The 16,686-nt window shown below is 47.0% G+C and carries 10 protein-coding genes and 1 tRNA gene; 2 read left to right on the forward strand and 9 right to left on the reverse strand.

The features are described 5' to 3' along the window. Position 1: 1 nt before the first annotated feature. The 4 genes from D9Y29_RS26505 to D9Y29_RS06850 all read right to left on the reverse strand — a co-directional run bounded on the left by D9Y29_RS26505 (position 2) and on the right by D9Y29_RS06850 (position 8,445). Positions 2-151 carry a DUF5989 family protein gene (locus D9Y29_RS26505; RefSeq protein ID WP_164735298.1) on the reverse strand — a complete coding sequence of 50 codons (150 nt, stop codon included), beginning with the start codon at positions 149-151 and terminating at the stop codon, positions 2-4. Positions 152-175: 24 nt separating this feature from the next. Then, positions 176-2,041: a carbamoyltransferase family protein gene (locus D9Y29_RS06840; protein WP_127126336.1), complete on the reverse strand. Its 1,866-nt coding sequence runs from the start codon at positions 2,039-2,041 to the stop codon at positions 176-178. A gap of 193 nt (positions 2,042-2,234) precedes the next feature. After that, a complete protein-coding gene (gene porU2, locus D9Y29_RS06845; protein WP_127126338.1) occupies positions 2,235-7,295 on the reverse strand; it encodes a putative type IX secretion system sortase PorU2 in 5,061 nt (1,686 codons plus the stop codon). Positions 7,296-7,338: 43 nt separating this feature from the next. Beyond that, entirely contained in the window at positions 7,339-8,445 is a 1,107-nt protein-coding gene (locus D9Y29_RS06850) for a putative type IX sorting system protein PorV2 (RefSeq protein WP_127126340.1), read from the reverse strand. A gap of 322 nt (positions 8,446-8,767) precedes the next feature. Here D9Y29_RS06850 and tyrS point away from each other — a divergent pair, with 322 nt between their 5' ends. Both tyrS and D9Y29_RS06860 read left to right on the forward strand, forming a co-directional pair. Next, complete coding sequence (gene tyrS, locus D9Y29_RS06855) at positions 8,768-10,045, forward strand: tyrosine--tRNA ligase (protein ID WP_127126342.1); 1,278 nt, start codon at positions 8,768-8,770, stop codon at positions 10,043-10,045. Positions 10,046-10,148: 103 nt separating this feature from the next. Further along, positions 10,149-10,222 (forward strand) — tRNA-Gln (locus tag D9Y29_RS06860). 513 nt (positions 10,223-10,735) lie between these two features. Here D9Y29_RS06860 and D9Y29_RS06865 read toward each other — a convergent pair. From D9Y29_RS06865 to D9Y29_RS06885, 5 genes are read right to left on the reverse strand one after another with little or no spacing between them, the layout of a single operon-like run. Then, entirely contained in the window at positions 10,736-11,632 is an 897-nt protein-coding gene (locus D9Y29_RS06865) for a S1 family peptidase (RefSeq protein ID WP_164735299.1), read from the reverse strand. A gap of 25 nt (positions 11,633-11,657) precedes the next feature. Next, positions 11,658-12,749: a thioredoxin family protein gene (locus D9Y29_RS06870; RefSeq protein WP_127126345.1), complete on the reverse strand. Its 1,092-nt coding sequence runs from the start codon at positions 12,747-12,749 to the stop codon at positions 11,658-11,660. A gap of 15 nt (positions 12,750-12,764) precedes the next feature. After that, the gene (locus D9Y29_RS06875; protein ID WP_127126347.1) at positions 12,765-14,111 is read right to left on the reverse strand and encodes a TlpA family protein disulfide reductase; all 1,347 of its coding nucleotides are present in this window, start codon (positions 14,109-14,111) and stop codon (positions 12,765-12,767) included. A gap of 56 nt (positions 14,112-14,167) precedes the next feature. After that, positions 14,168-15,049: a hypothetical protein gene (locus D9Y29_RS06880; protein WP_127126349.1), complete on the reverse strand. Its 882-nt coding sequence runs from the start codon at positions 15,047-15,049 to the stop codon at positions 14,168-14,170. 53 nt (positions 15,050-15,102) lie between these two features. Continuing rightward, positions 15,103-16,680, reverse strand: coding sequence for a RagB/SusD family nutrient uptake outer membrane protein (locus D9Y29_RS06885; RefSeq protein ID WP_127126351.1), 1,578 nt, complete (start codon positions 16,678-16,680; stop codon positions 15,103-15,105). Positions 16,681-16,686 lie beyond the last annotated feature (6 nt).

Genomic DNA, 16,686 nt, shown 5'->3' on the forward strand with positions numbered 1-16,686 from the left:
GTTAGAATAATGTGTAAATGAATGGAGCGATAGCAGATCCGCCACCCAGCACCAGCAGGATACCCAGCAGCAGCAGGATCACAATCAATGGGGCGAGCCACCATTTCTTTCTCGCTTTCATGAATTTCCAGAGATCTTTTAAAAAGTCCATGGTCAGTATTTTTAAAGTGATTGTTTAGTCGAGTGTGAATTCATTTTTCCAGTCGTCCTTCTCCAGCCATTCCGGCTGTGTCTTTTTATCGAAAAGGAAATTGCCTACTACCAGGTAATCCATATCGGTACGCATGAAGCAGCGGTATGAATCTTCGGGTGTATTTACGATAGGTTCTCCGCGCACGTTGAAACTGGTGTTCACCATTACGGAGTAACCGGTCTGTTGTTTGAAGGCCTGCAGCAGTTTGTAGAAACGCGGATTGGTTTCCTTATGAACTGTCTGGATACGTGCGGAGTAATCGATATGGGTGATGGCGGGAATATCGCTACGGAGGAAATAGAGCTTGTCCAGCAGGTTCTTTCCCTCAAAAGAAGCGGGATAAGGAATGCGGCGTTTTTCCTTCACGGGCTTTACCATCAGCATGTAGGGAGAGATATCCGCATGCTCGAAATAATCATTCACATCTTCAGCAGGAACAACGGGAGCGAATGGACGAAAACCTTCCCTGTATTTGATCTTCAGGTTAAGCTTCTTCTGCATTTCCGGGTTGCGCGCATCAGCGATGATGCTGCGTGCACCCAGGGCGCGTGGTCCGAATTCCATTCTTCCCTGGTGCCACCCGATCACGTTACCTGCTGCAATCAGTGCTGCCACTTTCTCTACCAGTGCTTCTTCGGAACCGAAGCGCTCGAAAGCAGCACCGTATTTACGGGCAGTAGTGAGTACATCCTGATCAGATGTTTCTGTACCGAGATAGGAACCTTTGAGGGCATCCATTTTGGTGGGGTCCACTTTTCTTTCGTTACCGAAATAAATGAAGTTGGCAGCGTAAGCGGCGCCGAGCGCACCACCTGCGTCTCCCGCTGCCGGCTGAACGAAGACCTGTTTGAAGATCTTTGCATCATCCAGTTTACCATTGGCCACGCAGTTGAGGGCAACACCGCCGGCCATGCAGAGATAATCCGCGCCGGTAAGTCTTTTCGCTTCGCGGGCGAGGTTCAGTACAGCTTCTTCCGTTACTTCCTGGATGGCCAGTGCGAGATCGCAATGGTGTTGTTCCAGGTTGGACTCTGAAGCGCGACGCGGGAAACCGAACAATTTTTCCCATTTATCGTCATACACCATCCGGAGACCGGTGGCGTAATTGAAATATTGCTGATCGAGGAAGATGGAGCCATCTTCCTTGAGGTCTACCAATGTTGATTTGATGATGTCTACATACTTCTTCACTTCGGGCGAACCGTGATTGCCGTAAGGGGCCAGTCCCATCAGTTTGTATTCGCCTGAGTTCACTTTGAATCCGCAGAAATAAGTGAAGGCGGAATACAGCAGACCGAGTGAATGCGGGAAGTCGAGCTCTTTGAGGATGGTGAGGTTTTTGCCTTCACCGAGACAGATACTGGCCGTTGCCCACTCTCCTACTCCATCGATGGTGAGCACGGCGGCACGCTCGTAGGAGGAGGGATAGAATGCGCTGGCAGCATGGCTCAGGTGGTGCTCAGGGAAAAGCAGTTTCACTTTTTTCCTGTCCACTTTTTCGATGCTGTCCAACGCTTCCCAGATCATTTTTTTCAGGAAGAGTTTTTCCTTGATCCAAACGGGCATGGACATCATGAAGGAGCGTACGCCCTTGGGCGCGTATGCGTAATAAGTTTCAAGAAGACGTTCAAATTTGAGCAGGGGCTTGTCGTAGAACACTACTGCATCCACATCATTGATGGAGCGGCCTGCATATTCGAGACAAAAGCGTGCGGCGTTGACCGGAAAAGCGGGGTCATGCTTTTTCCTGGTGAATCTTTCTTCTTGTGCTGCTGCGATCACTTCCCCATTCTGAATAATGGCCGCGGCAGAGTCGTGGTAAAATGCGGAAATACCTAGGATTGTCATATTGTTTTCGATTTAGGGGATATGGATCATCCATTGGTGGCGTGGCTCGCCGGTTTTCCGTAAAAAGATTGGAAGTAAGAGGTAAGGAAATCGGAAATAAAATGACTTCAGTAGGGATTCAGGCGACGAAAGTATTACATTTTTCTCGTTCATGCAATAGTTTCGTCGCCCGGCCTCAAACTTCATATTTACTTTACCTCATAAGGTACATTTTACCATATCCATTGTTGAAATACTTGTCTGTATTATCTGCCTCAGACTTGTATTTCTCCATTTTCTTACCATTCATAGTAGTGACCACCCTGTAGAGATATACGCCATTGGCCAGTTTCTGGCCGTATTGATCAGTGCCGTTCCATTTGAATTCAGTGATATTCCTTCCTATATGGAGAGGTCCCAGTTCATCTTTGGTGATCTCGCGTACGATCTTACCCGTTACTGTCAGGATCTGGATCTTGATATTGGTGGGTATCTCGCTGCCGGTGAGGGTGAACACGAAAGCAGTGGAGGTACTGAACGGGTTCGGATAGTTGAGCAGGTTAGAGATCATCGGTTTGGAGATAACGCGGAAGGCTACCCGATATTCCAATGTACCCGCCCTGTTGCCACTCTTATCTTTGGCTTTGATGGCCAGTTCATACTCATCTCCTTCACTCATATTCTGTGAAATCAGCTGAGGGAAGAAATCGATGGTAGCTGTATTGTTAGCGCCTGAAGTGGCTGGCGTGAATCGTAATGTATCATTATCGAAATAATAATCTTTGGTTGTGCCGTCCGGGAACTTCAGCTGTACGGAACCGATAGTGGTATCGTTCAGCAGCATGTACCTGGCTTCATCCTTCAATTTTATCTGGATATGCGGTTTGGACGAAACGATATCACGGTTGATGATCCGTACGCCATCGAAAGTTACATCCAGCAAAGGATTGGTATAATCCGGTTTTACATAGAAATCGCGGAACAGTACATTATTGAAATGGTATTGCTCGGGTTGAGCATTATCGGGATTTATATCCAGTACCAATGTATTGTTACCGGGAAATTCTTTTGTATCCAGTTGCAGGCGCACCATGGCAGTATCTCCGCCTGAAAGGTCTTTTGCCTTCGGCACCGGTATTATTTTGGGAACATTGTTCCTGTCTATCACACTTACCTTCACCAGCAGGCTGTCTTTAAACTTGGTGGAGGTAAGGTTTTTGAATGGCATGGCAATATTCACTATTTCACCGATCTCAACAGTATCCCTGGTTGAATAGCCGAGGTTGGGCGAAAGTGAACCTTCCGGCACAGCCGTATAGATCACATTCCAGTAGCGCAATTGCCAGGGTGAATTTGCATTCACCGAATCTGCATTCCTCATACGCAAACGCATGTACGGGAAGGTTTCCGGATCCATGCCTGAGATATCAAAATTTTGCTGTGATTCATTCAGCGTATAAAGCAGCACTTCCGTTCCATTATTATTGATGCCGATCACTTCCACGCCCACATGATCCTGGGAAGGTGATTCCAGGGATCGGCCTCTCCACATCACTTTATGCCATTCTTTGGCTGGTCCGAGAACCGGTGAAGAAATATATCCAACAGTATCCACGGTCATTATTTTGGTCTTAATGGTGACCTTATCATAGATACCTGCTTTGCTCACTACCCATTGTGGTGCTATTAACGGATCATTTTTCTTCCAGATCCCGGCATAGGAACTGGCCACATTCATGGTATCTGCCTGCGTGAAACCAAACTGGAGCAGTTTGTCGTACAAAGTATTTCCGGCTGTTGAATCTGTTTTCCAGTTCTTGGGCAACAGGCCGGGCAGGGCGGCATCCATACTTCGCGCAACCACCCACATTCCGTCAGGAATATAATCCAGGAACTTCACCATGTTGTTGCGGCTGGTCTTATTTGTATAAGAAAATTCAAAGTTGTACAACCTGCCTGGTCCGCATGTGGAGTTCGCCCTGGCACTTCCCATGAAGAAGAGATTGTTATCGTTGTCGTCTACATTTTTCCAGGGCTTCAATGTTTTTGGATCGATCACATTGAAAACAATGGAATTACCTAAACAGGCGCTGGTAATGGTAGGATGATCATTGATGAACACTGCATAATCCCTGTCCTGTCCACCCGCCCACGGATATACACCGCCATAAAGATCAATCAGGTTTTGTGTTTCAGTAAACCTCCATGTTCTGTCTGGGTCCAGCGCCATACTCACCGGTGTTGACTCCTGGTGCTGGAAATAATGGTCCTGACCAAAACCCGTATTTGTTCCGGCCATATACGTAAAGGATGCATCGTTCCATTGATAAGTGTTATCGCCCGGAGGAGGAACGGTAGACACGCGCCAGTAGTACACGGTGCTATCCAGATAACTGATACCTGGTTCAAATTCCAGCACACCACCTGATGCGGAAATGGTCCTGCTTACTTTAATACTGGAGTTGAAGAGTTGTGTTGTGTCCACTTCCATTACATACTGTCTCAACTGGCTGAATGGATTGGCAGTGGATGCATAGAATTTGGTGGAAGGGTCATGTACGATACCCAGATTGAAAGGATAGGCAGGCCTGGCTTCCTCATCATAGATAAAGAATTCCTTGAAGGCGGAATTGTTACTTTCATCTGTTTCAATAGTGGTATTTTCTGAATCGATGGTCACATAGATCCTGTTACGGCCTTTATCGCGTGTGGCTACAATAGGCACATCAAAAGAGAGCGAATCGGACCACATGATACCTCTTCTTTTTTCACGATACATAATTTGATAGGTGTTATCGGGCAATTGCCTCTTAACTTCCACCATGATAGAATCTTTGATGGCTTTGCCAATATTTACCATTCGTACTTTCAGTTTGAAAGTACTTTCAGCCACAGAAATGAAAGTGGGTGTAACACGGATCCCTGATTCTTCCATTACATAATCAGGTCTTTCGCTTCCATTCATGTGAACCGCCGGGTCTCCATGCAAGGTGATCTGTTCTGCATGCATACGGGAATAGTAGTCGCCGGAATTGTTGAAGAGATCCCTCAATGCATCCCGGTTGATCTCCCCGATGGATTTGCCATAATCTTTATGGCAGATCTCAGCATAGAAGTTGGTAAGAAAAAGATTCAGGTAACTTACCACACCAAGATGGGTACTGGCAATAAATCCAATTGCGCCACGGTTCCTGGCCAGCACAAATTTCTCCGACAGGGATTCATGTGTCACCAAACGGCCGGGGGAATTCACAAAGAAGTTCCCGGCATTACAACCATTCACACAAAAGATGGGATATTTTCCCTGGTTGTTATAATTGTAAGGATCATCAATATTGAATTCCAGCGTAGTGGAAGATGAGTGACCGAAATAGGTTAGCAAGCTGATACCTTCATTGAAAAGTTTAGTCAGGTGATCGGAAGTGAGTTGCTCCACGGAATTGGTGCTCACTTTACAAAAGGTAGATACTTTTCCACCGAACAATGTATCTGCGATAATCGATCTGTAAGCGCCCATATAATTACAAAGGACAGATCCGAGATAGGGTTCACTGGAGCCGGTTACATGCACTACATTCTTCATCCACTCCCTTGCTTCGAGTGTTTGCGGGGCATTTTTCTGAATGGATTCGTGTTCCTTCACTTTATTGAGGTAATCCTCAATTTCCACAGGATGTACAACAGAAAGGCGCCCGATGGGGATATTGGCCACAGGGTTGTCTGCGAAGCCCGCCGCCAGGAGGTTATCTGAACCCGGAGATCCCCAGGTGGGTACCAGGTTCAACCTGTCTGCATTCGCATTGTTTGCGAGTGGAACATAACTGGAGTATACCATTCCCCTGCCAATGAGGAATACATATTTCGGAGCTGCACTGAGATGCGTTCTCGCATATTCTATGAAATGCTTTACAGCCTGCGGGTTCTTTCTCGCTCCAAATCCAAACTGGTCAACCAACTGATCTATATCCGCCACCATTACTTTGAAACTGCCACCGGCTGCAGATTGCCTGTACTGCCGGTAATCTTCCACAGGGTTGTTGCCATTTGTACCGTTGAAAAGGATCGAGTTGGAGACGATGAGATAATCCGCATCGGGAACGGCTGTTAAATAGTTAATGAAATCCCTTCTCTCCAGTGAATTGACCAATGTATAATCCGCCTGATTCACCGTAGCCATCACATAACGGATATCAGTAGCCGAGGCTGGTACTTCAAACCTGAACTTTCCACTCACAATCTGAGCGGTGTACCGGATTTTATTGGTAAGGTCGATGAGTACAGGGGTTTGTCCACCAGACTTGAAATTGCTGATCTCCAGCAGCGATGGGCTGCCTTTGGCCGGCCAGATGAATTCGAAGAATGGCTGGTTGTTGAAATTGAAAAGCCTGGGATAATCGATCTCGAAATAAGATACCACATATCTGTCGCTGGATACCTGCGACCCGTTTTCCCATCTTACCGCAAAAGTAGCGGGAGTCAGCAGCGAGGTATTGATATTGACAGTTCTTTTGGTATCGTTAAAATAATCCATGACGGCTTCATCCACTACAGAACCGTTCACCAGGGCCCTTACAGAACGGGCATTCTGAGCATTGCCAACAGCGCCGTAGGAAAAAGTAGCCTGTGGTCCTCCCCCTGTGTATGGCTGTAATGAACCGATATTGACGGCGCGTGGAGTAGTTGGAGAAACATCTACAGAAGAGCGGAATTCACCCTGATCATAGGAACTGAGGTAAACATATTCAGGTAACACTGATGCATAACCGGGATTCCATTTCTGTGTGTAATAGTATCCGAACTTGTACATCAGGTAAGGTTCCGGACCAAGTGAACTGGAAGCTGCATTATTGGTTCCCTGCACTACCATGTTCGGATTGGGCCCTGCGCCTGCTGTAATGAAATAGGTAGCGCTATCGCCAAGAAGGCTGACCTTATCTGTATGCTGAAAAACGGGGTTTCGATAAAATGCTTTATCCTGTTTCCCGTCCATCTTCTCTCCGAAGAAGTCTATATAACCACCAGTTGGTAAAACGCCGCCAGCGGCAGAGGGCATGAATGGGACCTGCACGCCATTACGCCAGAGTTCCAGGTTTTCAACCGGTACATTTTCCAGGCCTGCAGCTGCGAGAACAGTCTGCGGAATACGGAACATTCCGGTTTTGCCGATCCTGAATTTATAATATGGCTGCCCGTATTTTATCCATTCATTGTTGTAAGGTTGTGCGGCCAGGTTAAAACCCACCAGTACCAACAACAGCGTAAAAAATTTCCTCATAAAGTTATTTTTCCGGGTTCTCGAATAGGGTCGGAACTTTATATTATTTCTGTTTTTTCTTGAGGTCCACTTTCAGTGAAAACACGTGAGTATACAAAGGATTGGACTGATTGGCCAGGTTGGTGAAAGCATAATCGATCTGCACATTGCTTACCCTGAAGCCTGCACCTGCACCGGGCTGGTAGATCCATATCTTTTTCTGATTGGTTTCGTCGTCATCGTCAAGGGCGCGCTGGAAGTTGTTGATACCGGCACGCACGAAGAATACATTACGATAGCCCAGCTCCAGTCCCACACGCGGATCAACACTTACGGCATTGCTGGAGATCACAGTGTTCCTGCGACCATCGAAAGTAAGATCGAAATTGGCTTCCGTCATGAGTTTGAGGCTCTTGCTGAGGTTGAAAAAATAGGCGCCGCCCAGGATCAGTTTGGGGGCAGTGAGTTCGGTGGACTTAACAGGGATCTCGTTATTGGTAACATAGAATACTTCACGCATCTTTTCATTGAGGCTGAAGCTCCAGGCATTGAAAGTTGTGGTAACATCACGCGCCATTATGCCGAGGCGCCATTTTTTATCGATGATCTGAACGCCTGCATCGAAGCCGAATCCCCAGGCAGTGGCAAAATCACCCGCTTTCCGGTGGATCACTTTGGCGTTACCTCCAATATTGATCTCACGATCGCCTTTCATTTTGATAGTTTGGGCCATCGAGAACATGAAAGCATAATCCGCAGAAGAGAATGTTTGGATATTGCTGAAATTGATGGTGCCGTCGGATTCCACCAGGAAGATGGTATTGGGTATATCGTCTACGGCAAACCGAAGAAGTGAGATCCCGATCACCCTTTTATTGTCTTTCAATGGAAGTACAAGGGTGCCATAATCGTATTTGCCGATACCCGCGAAGTATTCTGCGTGCATGAGATTGAGCTGTGGATTGTCTTTTACCTGCACCAGGCCGGCAGGGTTCCAGTATGCAGCAGTTCCATCCGCAACAGATGCTATCTGGGCGCCCCCCATCGAGAGGCCCCTGGCGCCGGCTCCTATATTGAGGAACTCGTTGGAATATTTTCGGAACTGGGCAAGCACATGTTGGTGCGACAGGACGCAACCTAAAAGGGTAACGACAAAAAGGGTCTTCTTCATTGATCCAATTTTCGAAATAAGCAATTTCATATAAATGACCACTACATAGGGATATAAGTTGCACCGGCGGTCTACCGGAAAACAACCCTCTTGGCATGGGACTTCAGGTTGGGTCTAGCGTAGAAAAACGAATTCTATGGCGAAAATATTGCATCTATGGGGAAACTTGCTACAATTCTTACATTTGCAATTCATTGATTTTGCAGCATATTGAACGGATGAGGGTATTATTAGATACGAAAAACCGGCATATCAGGTTTGCTAATCTTTGCCCGGGCCCGCAAAAACTGCTGCTCATGTACTAAAAGACAACCAATTACACATGAACTGGATAGAAGATCTTCGCTGGAGAGGCATGATTCAGGATATTATGCCCGGAACCGTTGAACAACTGCAAAAAGAAATGACCACAGGATATATCGGCTTCGATCCCACGGCCGACAGTCTGCATATCGGTAGCCTGGTGCCCATCCTTTTACTGGTTCACCTTCAGAAAAATGGACATAAGCCTATCGCCCTCGTTGGTGGCGCCACAGGAATGGTTGGCGACCCCACCGGCAAAAGCGAAGAAAGAAATCTCCTGGACGAAGCATCACTCCAGCGAAATATCGCCGGCGTGCACAAGCAACTGGCAAAGTATCTGAACTTCGACCCCTCCCTTCCCAATGCTGCTGAAATGGCCAATAACTATGATTGGTTCAAAAATTTCAGCTTCATCGATTTCCTTCGCGACGTGGGCAAGCATATTACCGTGAATTATATGATGGCGAAAGACAGTGTCCGCAAACGCATCGAGGGAGACACTGGTATTTCCTACACTGAATTCGCTTACCAGCTGATGCAGGGATTCGACTTCTATCATCTTTATGTTAAGAAAGGTGTGAAGCTCCAGATGGGCGGCTCCGACCAATGGGGTAATATCACTACCGGTACAGAGCTCATCCGCCGCAAGGCCGGTGGCGAGGCCTTCGCATTCACCTGTCCGCTGATCACGAAAGCTGATGGCGGCAAGTTCGGCAAAACAGAATCCGGCAATGTTTGGCTGGACCCCGTTCGTACCTCACCTTATCAGTTCTACCAGTTCTGGTTAAACGCTTCTGATGCAGATGCGGAGCGCTGGATCAAGATCTTTACATTCCTGGAGCGGCCTTTCATTGAAGCCTTGCTGACCCGTCATGCAGAAAATCCTGGCGCCCGCGAGTTACAGAAAACACTCGCCAAAGAAGTGACCAGTTTCGTTCACGGCGAAGAGGAATACAATAAAGCCATTGAGACTACAGAGAAATTATTCGCCAACGCTTCTGCACCGGCAGAAAGCCTGAGCATTGAAGATATTGAAAGCATGCAGGGCGTTACCCGCTTTGATTATGCATTGTCCAAACTCAATGAAGGGATCGATGTTGTGAGCTTCCTGGCAGAGACCGGCATCTTCCCCAGCAAGGGCGAAGCCCGCAAAACCGTTCAGGGTGGCGGCGTGAGCGTGAACAGGAAAAAAGTGGAAGATATCGCGATGAAAGTGGATGCCTCCCTCCTGCTGCATGGAAAATATATCCTGGCGCAGAAAGGCAAGAAAAGCTACTATCTCGTGGTAGTTGGTTAAGCATCAATTTTTTAAAAAAGTTTGCGTAACTTTTGGGGGGAATTAAATGAAGCATTACTTTTGCACTCCTTTCAGCGATGAACATTGAGTTTTAAGCTGAAATTGCCCGATAGTATAATGGTAGTACGACAGATTTTGGTTCTGTTTGTCTTGGTTCGAATCCAGGTCGGGCAACCAATAAAGGACAAGGTTGAAAAATCTTGTCCTTTTTTATTTTCTGCCTGAATGCAGGCCAGTACTGATTTTACCAGCAATCAAGGTTTCTCGGAGCAATTTTGAAATCTTGCGGTTAATAATCGTAGCTCCAAAACAAATTTCTTCCTCATTCGCCAAGCTTTCTGCAATTCTAAATCTCATCCGAAAAGCTCCAGGTATACTATGAATATGGTTCGAGAAATTGAAAGGGTAACTGAAATTGTACGAATTCCGGTTTAAACTCATTTGAAAGACTTTTGTGCAAAAAAACGGATGATCTATTAACTTCATTACCCTTTTTATACGAGCTGGAATTGTTCGAATTAATGCGTTCGATTTAGCTAGGATATCAATAAATATTTCTCTTCTTTTATCTAATCCAACCTTCTCCTGGCTATAGAGCTCAAAATCTAATTTCATACTCTTACTGCACCAGAACAATGGTAAGCTGGCGAAACGGAAACGGGATCAGTTCGGCAGGGACCAGTCATTTCTTTATTTCCGGATCAGCTTCCATAAAGACTCTACGGGAACCGTATTTTTCACCACCATTTGTACACCCGCATCCCTGTTGCTGTGCAATAACATCCGCGTATTGGAAACTGTGCCCACTACATTTCCATATATGTCCATAACAGGACCACCACTGGATCCGGTTGCATAATCCGCCGATATGCACATCATTTCCCGGAAAAATTTCTGTTCGGGCGCCCCGGCTTCTTCCAGGTATTTATTGGTGACATGGCCCTGCGAAAGGAAATAATGCATGCCCTGCGGATGGCCGAGTACACAGATCTTATCACCCACTTTTGCCGGCTCACCCAGGGCAAGCGCCGGCAAAAGTTCTCCATTCGTTTCCAGCTGAAGGATGGCCAGATCATCTTTCCTGGAAGACGCCAGTATGGCCTTCACTGCATAAGTGCGTCCATCAGCCAGCCGCGCAAAAAAACCTTTGGGCTGGTTACCGTCTTTCATGAATGCATAGGTGGCAGCCACATGATAATTGGTGACCATTATCCCTTTGGGATCGATGATATAACCCGAAGATTCACTCAGGTGCACGTTGGTGCAGCGCGGGCACAGGTAGGCGCATCCGGTGATCACGGTAGCCTTTTTCGCATACTCATACAAGTTAGCAGGCTCCATCACCTTCTCAGCAGGCCTGGCCAGTTCTGCCATTACACCCTGCACGCCTGCTTCCAGTGCCTTCTGTGCTTCGGCAGCCTGGATAGTTGCCCCTTTGGCCAGTATGGAATCGATGGCAGCCAGGTAGTCAGTTGCCATCTTTGCATCGTTGGTGAAAACCTGCGCTTCCACCCTGCCTGCCATCATCAAAAGCACCAGTATCCACAGGGTATACCAGTTTTGATTTCCGCTCTTATAATGAATCATTGTTATTGATTGTAGCCTGAGGCTTTTATTTGATTGTTTCCACCTTGTTCTGGTACTGTTTGGCCTCCCGCTCAAAACTCCGGCTGGCCATTCTGAAATATTCCCTGATGGCTTCCTTTTGCACATCGGTAGCGCCCGCTGCCTTACTGCTGAGAATGCCGTCTGTTATGGCCTTGAAAGATTCTGTGGGCGACAAGTTCCACATGTACCGTTTGTAATAATCGATCATTCCATCGAGGTCTTTCCTGGCAACATACAGCGCGATCCTGCACATATGGCTTTCAGGTTTTTGGGGATCCTGTTTCAGCAATGCCATTGTATAAGCTACATTCTCCACTTCTTCCGGCGTATAATGAATATTGTATTTGGCCCCTGTTTCAGAGGCAACAATGTACATATCCTTCCGGATCTTGTCGAAGATGATCTGGTTGACCATTTCTGCCCCCACCGCCTGGTCGATACGACCTTTTTCCAGCATCATTTTTCTGAAGAAGGGACTGCCGAATTTCACGGCGCGCAGCGCCAGGTCCAGGTAAGTAAAACTGAACCGTTCAAAGTCCATCGAGCTGTCATATAACTCCTCCAGAATGGCGGAAGGGTCTCTGCCATTTTCGAACAGGGCTTTCGCATAAGGATACCCGTTCATCATCGATTTTTTCTTTTCATAGATGGCTTTCATGCCCGCCATGGAAGTATTGGGGTCCATAGCCGCTTTCACTTTTTCTATGAACTCTGCAGTTCCGGCTTTCCCAACGATCCTGTTGATCTCTTCCCCTTTGCTGTCCAGGATCAGGAATGTCGGATATACATTGACGTCATACTTTTTCCTGAGCGCTGCGCCCTCCCCTTTTTCCATATCGAATTTCACCGAAACAAAACGGGGGTTGAAAAAATCGCCACATTCCTTCTGCGGAAAAACCTCTTTGGCCATCTCCAGGCAAGGCATGCACCAGCTGGTATAACAATCCATAAAGATCAGCCGGGGAGCGCCTGGATCCGAGGCTTTGGCCATGGCCTGACTCATGGTGAGGTTTTCAAATTTGATACCCTGCGCAATCACCGGAGCATTCCCAAAAACACCTGCTGCTAACAGCGTAAATAATATAAAAGATTTCATGACCTGATGATATGTTTATAGTTTGGATTGGATCAATTCTTTCAATTTTGGATCAGAAGGCCTGATGGCATCGAACATCACGGTCTTGCCTTCTTTGTCGAACAGGATGAACCTGGGCACCGAGATCACTTCGTAATCCTTGATGATAACACCTTCATTATTGGAGAATAAATGCAGGCCAGACAATTTTTTGTCTTCCACCATCTTTTTCCATTTGTCTTTTTCCGTATCGATAGATACACTGATGAAGGCAACATCTTTTCCTTCAAATGCTTTTTCCAGTTCTTCCAGTGCGGGTTGCTCCTGGATGCAGGGCCTGCACCAGGTAGCCCATACATCGATCAGCACTACCTTTCCTAACTGATCGGAGAGGCGATGCATTTTACCGTTGGCATCTGGGTAGGCAAAATCGATCCAATTGCCACCGGGCTCTTTCAGGGATGCTCTTTTTTCAAAGACTTTCATCCTGTCTTGCTGGTCTTTGGTGATCATGTATTTCAAATTCCTGCCAACAAATCCGGACATCCCCTGGTATTCACCACGGTCCAGTGCCTTGAGTATGAATTCAGCTCTCAAATGATCATTGGAGATCTCCGGGATGATGAGATCCTGTGTACTCCCCATTTCTGATTTGTAAATGATGTGATTTACAAAGCCGAGGTTCTGGATGTAATTATACCCGAATGGCAATGTCCACAGCTGCTGATCCGCAAACTTCTCGGTGTTGAACAAATTCACTATGTAGGCTGGATACTGATCCTTCTTACTGTATTCAAAGGCCCTCATGAACGGCGCCAGCGCATCCATTCTGAAGCTGTATGGTAACATGTATTTTACATAGCGGTCGAATGCTTTATTGCCGGTTTTGATATTGCCGGTATACTTTTCAGTGGGCGCCAGCAGTGAGTCCAGTGTACGGTCATAATGGAGTGGTGCAAGATTGCGGGCATCCGCGGAATAGCCGATCCTTCTCAATGGAGCCATCATATCAAACCAGCCGCTGAAGACCTTGTTCTCTTTGCTGAGCTTTCCCTGGTAGCTGACCAGGCCGCTGTTTGCCTCGATTGTGATGTCTTCGCCTTTGCGCAGGTATACCGGGTACAGTTCATCTTCGAAACCGATATAACGGATCTCGTTCAGGTCATTTTTCAACAGGTCTATTTTAAAAGAGTGATCATCTTTTTTCAACATGATCTCCGACAACGAAACCACATTGCCCTGCCCGGCCTTAAATAAATAAATACGGTCCGCATACTGCTTTGGTGCAATTTGCCTGATGAATTTTCCTTTGATAATGGCATGTTGCGCCTGGGTTGCTGCGGACATAGCCAGCAGCAACATGAAAAAAACTACTCTCTTCATGGAATTTTTGTATTTGTTAAGTCAGACAATAAACCTTCAGGCCATGTCAATTTGTTTTACTGAACGGGCACGCCCAGATCTGCCAGGATCTGCCGTATATAGCCGTATTTGATCATGATATTTGGCTGGCTGCCGTATAACTGGGTAAACTTTTCTTCTGAATTTCCGAGTGTTGCTTCCAGGTACATGCATACGTCCATCCAGGTAGACATGGGCGTATAGTACATATTCCTGGGATCGGTTCCGAGGAAGCCGATGGCCTGGGGCGTGGCAGTAGTACCCGCCGGCAGGCCTGTCACAAGGCTTGCTAACTGAAATGTATACACGCTGTATGCGTCCCGGGTTGTTATGAATTTTCTTGAAGCAGCATAAAACTTTTCAAGCACTGTTTTATACTTATCGCTGATCACTGCATTGGTGAGAAGCGAACGCAGGATAGCTCCCTTGTAGCTGGCCTTTGTAGTGGCGTCCATTCCTGCAATATTGGAAACCTGGCCGATCATCACCGTATTGAAGCCCTTGTATGCATAATTGCCAAAGGCAAAAGTGCTCAGGTCGTTTACCAGGAAGATACTGGGAACATACACGGTTTTTGGAAGCACCGGAATGATCTCGGCCCTCAGGAACGCCAGCGCCTGCGGCACATCCGCTTTAGCGCAATAACTGAAAGACTGAACAAAGGGAGGTGCTCCTGTTATGTCAACCCCCAGTGAATAGTTGAAAGAAAGTTTCTCATAATGTGTGAATGTATTTCCGAAAACATCCACCCGCTGCTGGGTACCGATGGTATCATTGATAAACACCGGGATGTCGGTTTCCTTGTAAAAAAGATAATTGGCATGGATCGTTGCATCAGCAGGATTGTCTTCCACCACCAGCCAGTTCCTGTCATAATCCGGGAAAGTGGTCACCTGTTCCTTTCTGCAGGATACAGCCATGACAATAAGAACGCATGCTATGATTAATCTGTTATTATTCATTGCTTGAAGATTTAAGGTTGAGGCTGGCGAACGTTACGGACAGGATTGGTCAATGATCCCCTGTTGAACTCGATGGCATAATCCGGGATGGGTACCTGCCATGCGGCGCCATCTTCAGCAATGGATTTGAGCACATAGTTCCCGATCTGTGTATGGGTATTGGATTGTGCATCGTACCGGTATGCAGGATGCCTGATAGTAAAGGAAGAAGGCAGTGGATATTTTGAATTCACGGCATATCTTCTCAGGTCGAACCAGCGATGCCCTTCGAAACACAATTCGCGGCGGCGCTCTTCCCGGATGAATTCAACCAACGCCTGGTTACCCTGTGGCAATTGTGAAATAGTTGCATTACTGAAACGCATCTCGCGGAGCTTTTGCAGTTCCGTGCGCGCTTCTCCATCTGCTCCAATCATGGCAAGTGCCTCCGCACGGTTCAGCACCACTTCTGCAAACCGGAAAGAAAAAATACAGGAAACCTGATCAGGGTCGTTATATGTCCTCCAGGTACGGTATTTGGCCGGTATCCAGGACCTGCTTTTAGTAGCCCTGTCGAAGAAGGCATCCAACCTGAGATCGGAAGGGTCATAACTGTCCATCAGGTTAACAGAGGCTTTGAAGGACGATGCCCGGTTGTCATCGCCATTCCACCTGGAAAGCGAATCATTCATAAAAACAGCCGGCATCACATTGGTGCCCATCGTAAAAATAGTTTCGGTGGATGCGCGGGAAGTAAAATTGCTGCCGCTCACAAACTGGTTCAGGTTGACCAGGCTGTATCCCATCGTTTCAAAATCTTTGGCTGCATCGATCACTTTATCATATTGCTCCGTGTAGAGGTAAACCCGGCTTTGCAGCGCCTTTACAGCGGCAATGCCTATGCGAATCTTTGTATTTGGATTATATCCATCCAGCAAACCCGCTGCCGTTTGAAGATCGGCGATGATCTGGTCATAGACCTTCTGGTTGGGATCGCGGGAAAAGAAATTGTCCTCTATTTTTTCCGACACTTTCAGTGGAACTCCCGGGTCAGTGGCAGCGGTGCTTTTCCGGTAAGGAGAACCATAAATATTCTGCAGCATGAAATAATAGTATGCCCTGAGAAAATGAGCTTCACCCCGCAGGTGCTTCAGCAGATCGCTCTGATCACCACCTTCCGCCAGTTTGGATGCCTGGAAGATGATGGCATTCAGCGCGCCGGTACGTTTATAGAACTTTCTCCAACTGCTCTCTTCCCAGGTCATGTTCAGGATATTCACAGCAGGCGCCTGTGCCCAGTTATGAAATCCGGATAACATATACAAGGGGGTAGCCTGACTGGTTTCCACAAAGTCTGCCACGAACTGTTCGCAGTCATCATCCATCACATGTAACCAGGGAGCGATGAAACCTGTTTCGGAGGTCAGTTCGCCCATGGTGGACTGGCTATAGATTGAAAGAGACAGGGTATTGAGAAAACCTTCCCCGATCATCAGTTTGTTGAGGTCATCGGCATTTTCTGCGTATTTCAGATCCCGAGTATATTCTTCCAGGAATTTGCTGCATGATGACAGCGTTAAGCACATCAGCAGTACAATGATATATCTCATGGTGCT

Origin of the sequence: Pseudoflavitalea rhizosphaerae (assembly GCF_003991355.1) — a bacterium.
GTDB lineage: Bacteria > Bacteroidota > Bacteroidia > Chitinophagales > Chitinophagaceae > Pseudobacter > Pseudobacter rhizosphaerae.

Coding starts and splice junctions, on each gene's coding strand:
- D9Y29_RS26505 (WP_164735298.1), bottom strand. CDS start 151: ATGGACTTTTTAAAAGATCTCTGGAAATTCATGAAAGCGAGAAAGAAA.
- D9Y29_RS06840 (WP_127126336.1), bottom strand. CDS start 2,041: ATGACAATCCTAGGTATTTCCGCATTTTACCACGACTCTGCCGCGGCC.
- porU2 (WP_127126338.1), bottom strand. CDS start 7,295: ATGAGGAAATTTTTTACGCTGTTGTTGGTACTGGTGGGTTTTAACCTG.
- D9Y29_RS06850 (WP_127126340.1), bottom strand. CDS start 8,445: ATGAAGAAGACCCTTTTTGTCGTTACCCTTTTAGGTTGCGTCCTGTCG.
- tyrS (WP_127126342.1), top strand. CDS start 8,768: ATGAACTGGATAGAAGATCTTCGCTGGAGAGGCATGATTCAGGATATT.
- D9Y29_RS06865 (WP_164735299.1), bottom strand. CDS start 11,632: ATGATTCATTATAAGAGCGGAAATCAAAACTGGTATACCCTGTGGATA.
- D9Y29_RS06870 (WP_127126345.1), bottom strand. CDS start 12,749: ATGAAATCTTTTATATTATTTACGCTGTTAGCAGCAGGTGTTTTTGGG.
- D9Y29_RS06875 (WP_127126347.1), bottom strand. CDS start 14,111: ATGAAGAGAGTAGTTTTTTTCATGTTGCTGCTGGCTATGTCCGCAGCA.
- D9Y29_RS06880 (WP_127126349.1), bottom strand. CDS start 15,049: ATGGCTGTATCCTGCAGAAAGGAACAGGTGACCACTTTCCCGGATTAT.
- D9Y29_RS06885 (WP_127126351.1), bottom strand. CDS start 16,680: ATGAGATATATCATTGTACTGCTGATGTGCTTAACGCTGTCATCATGC.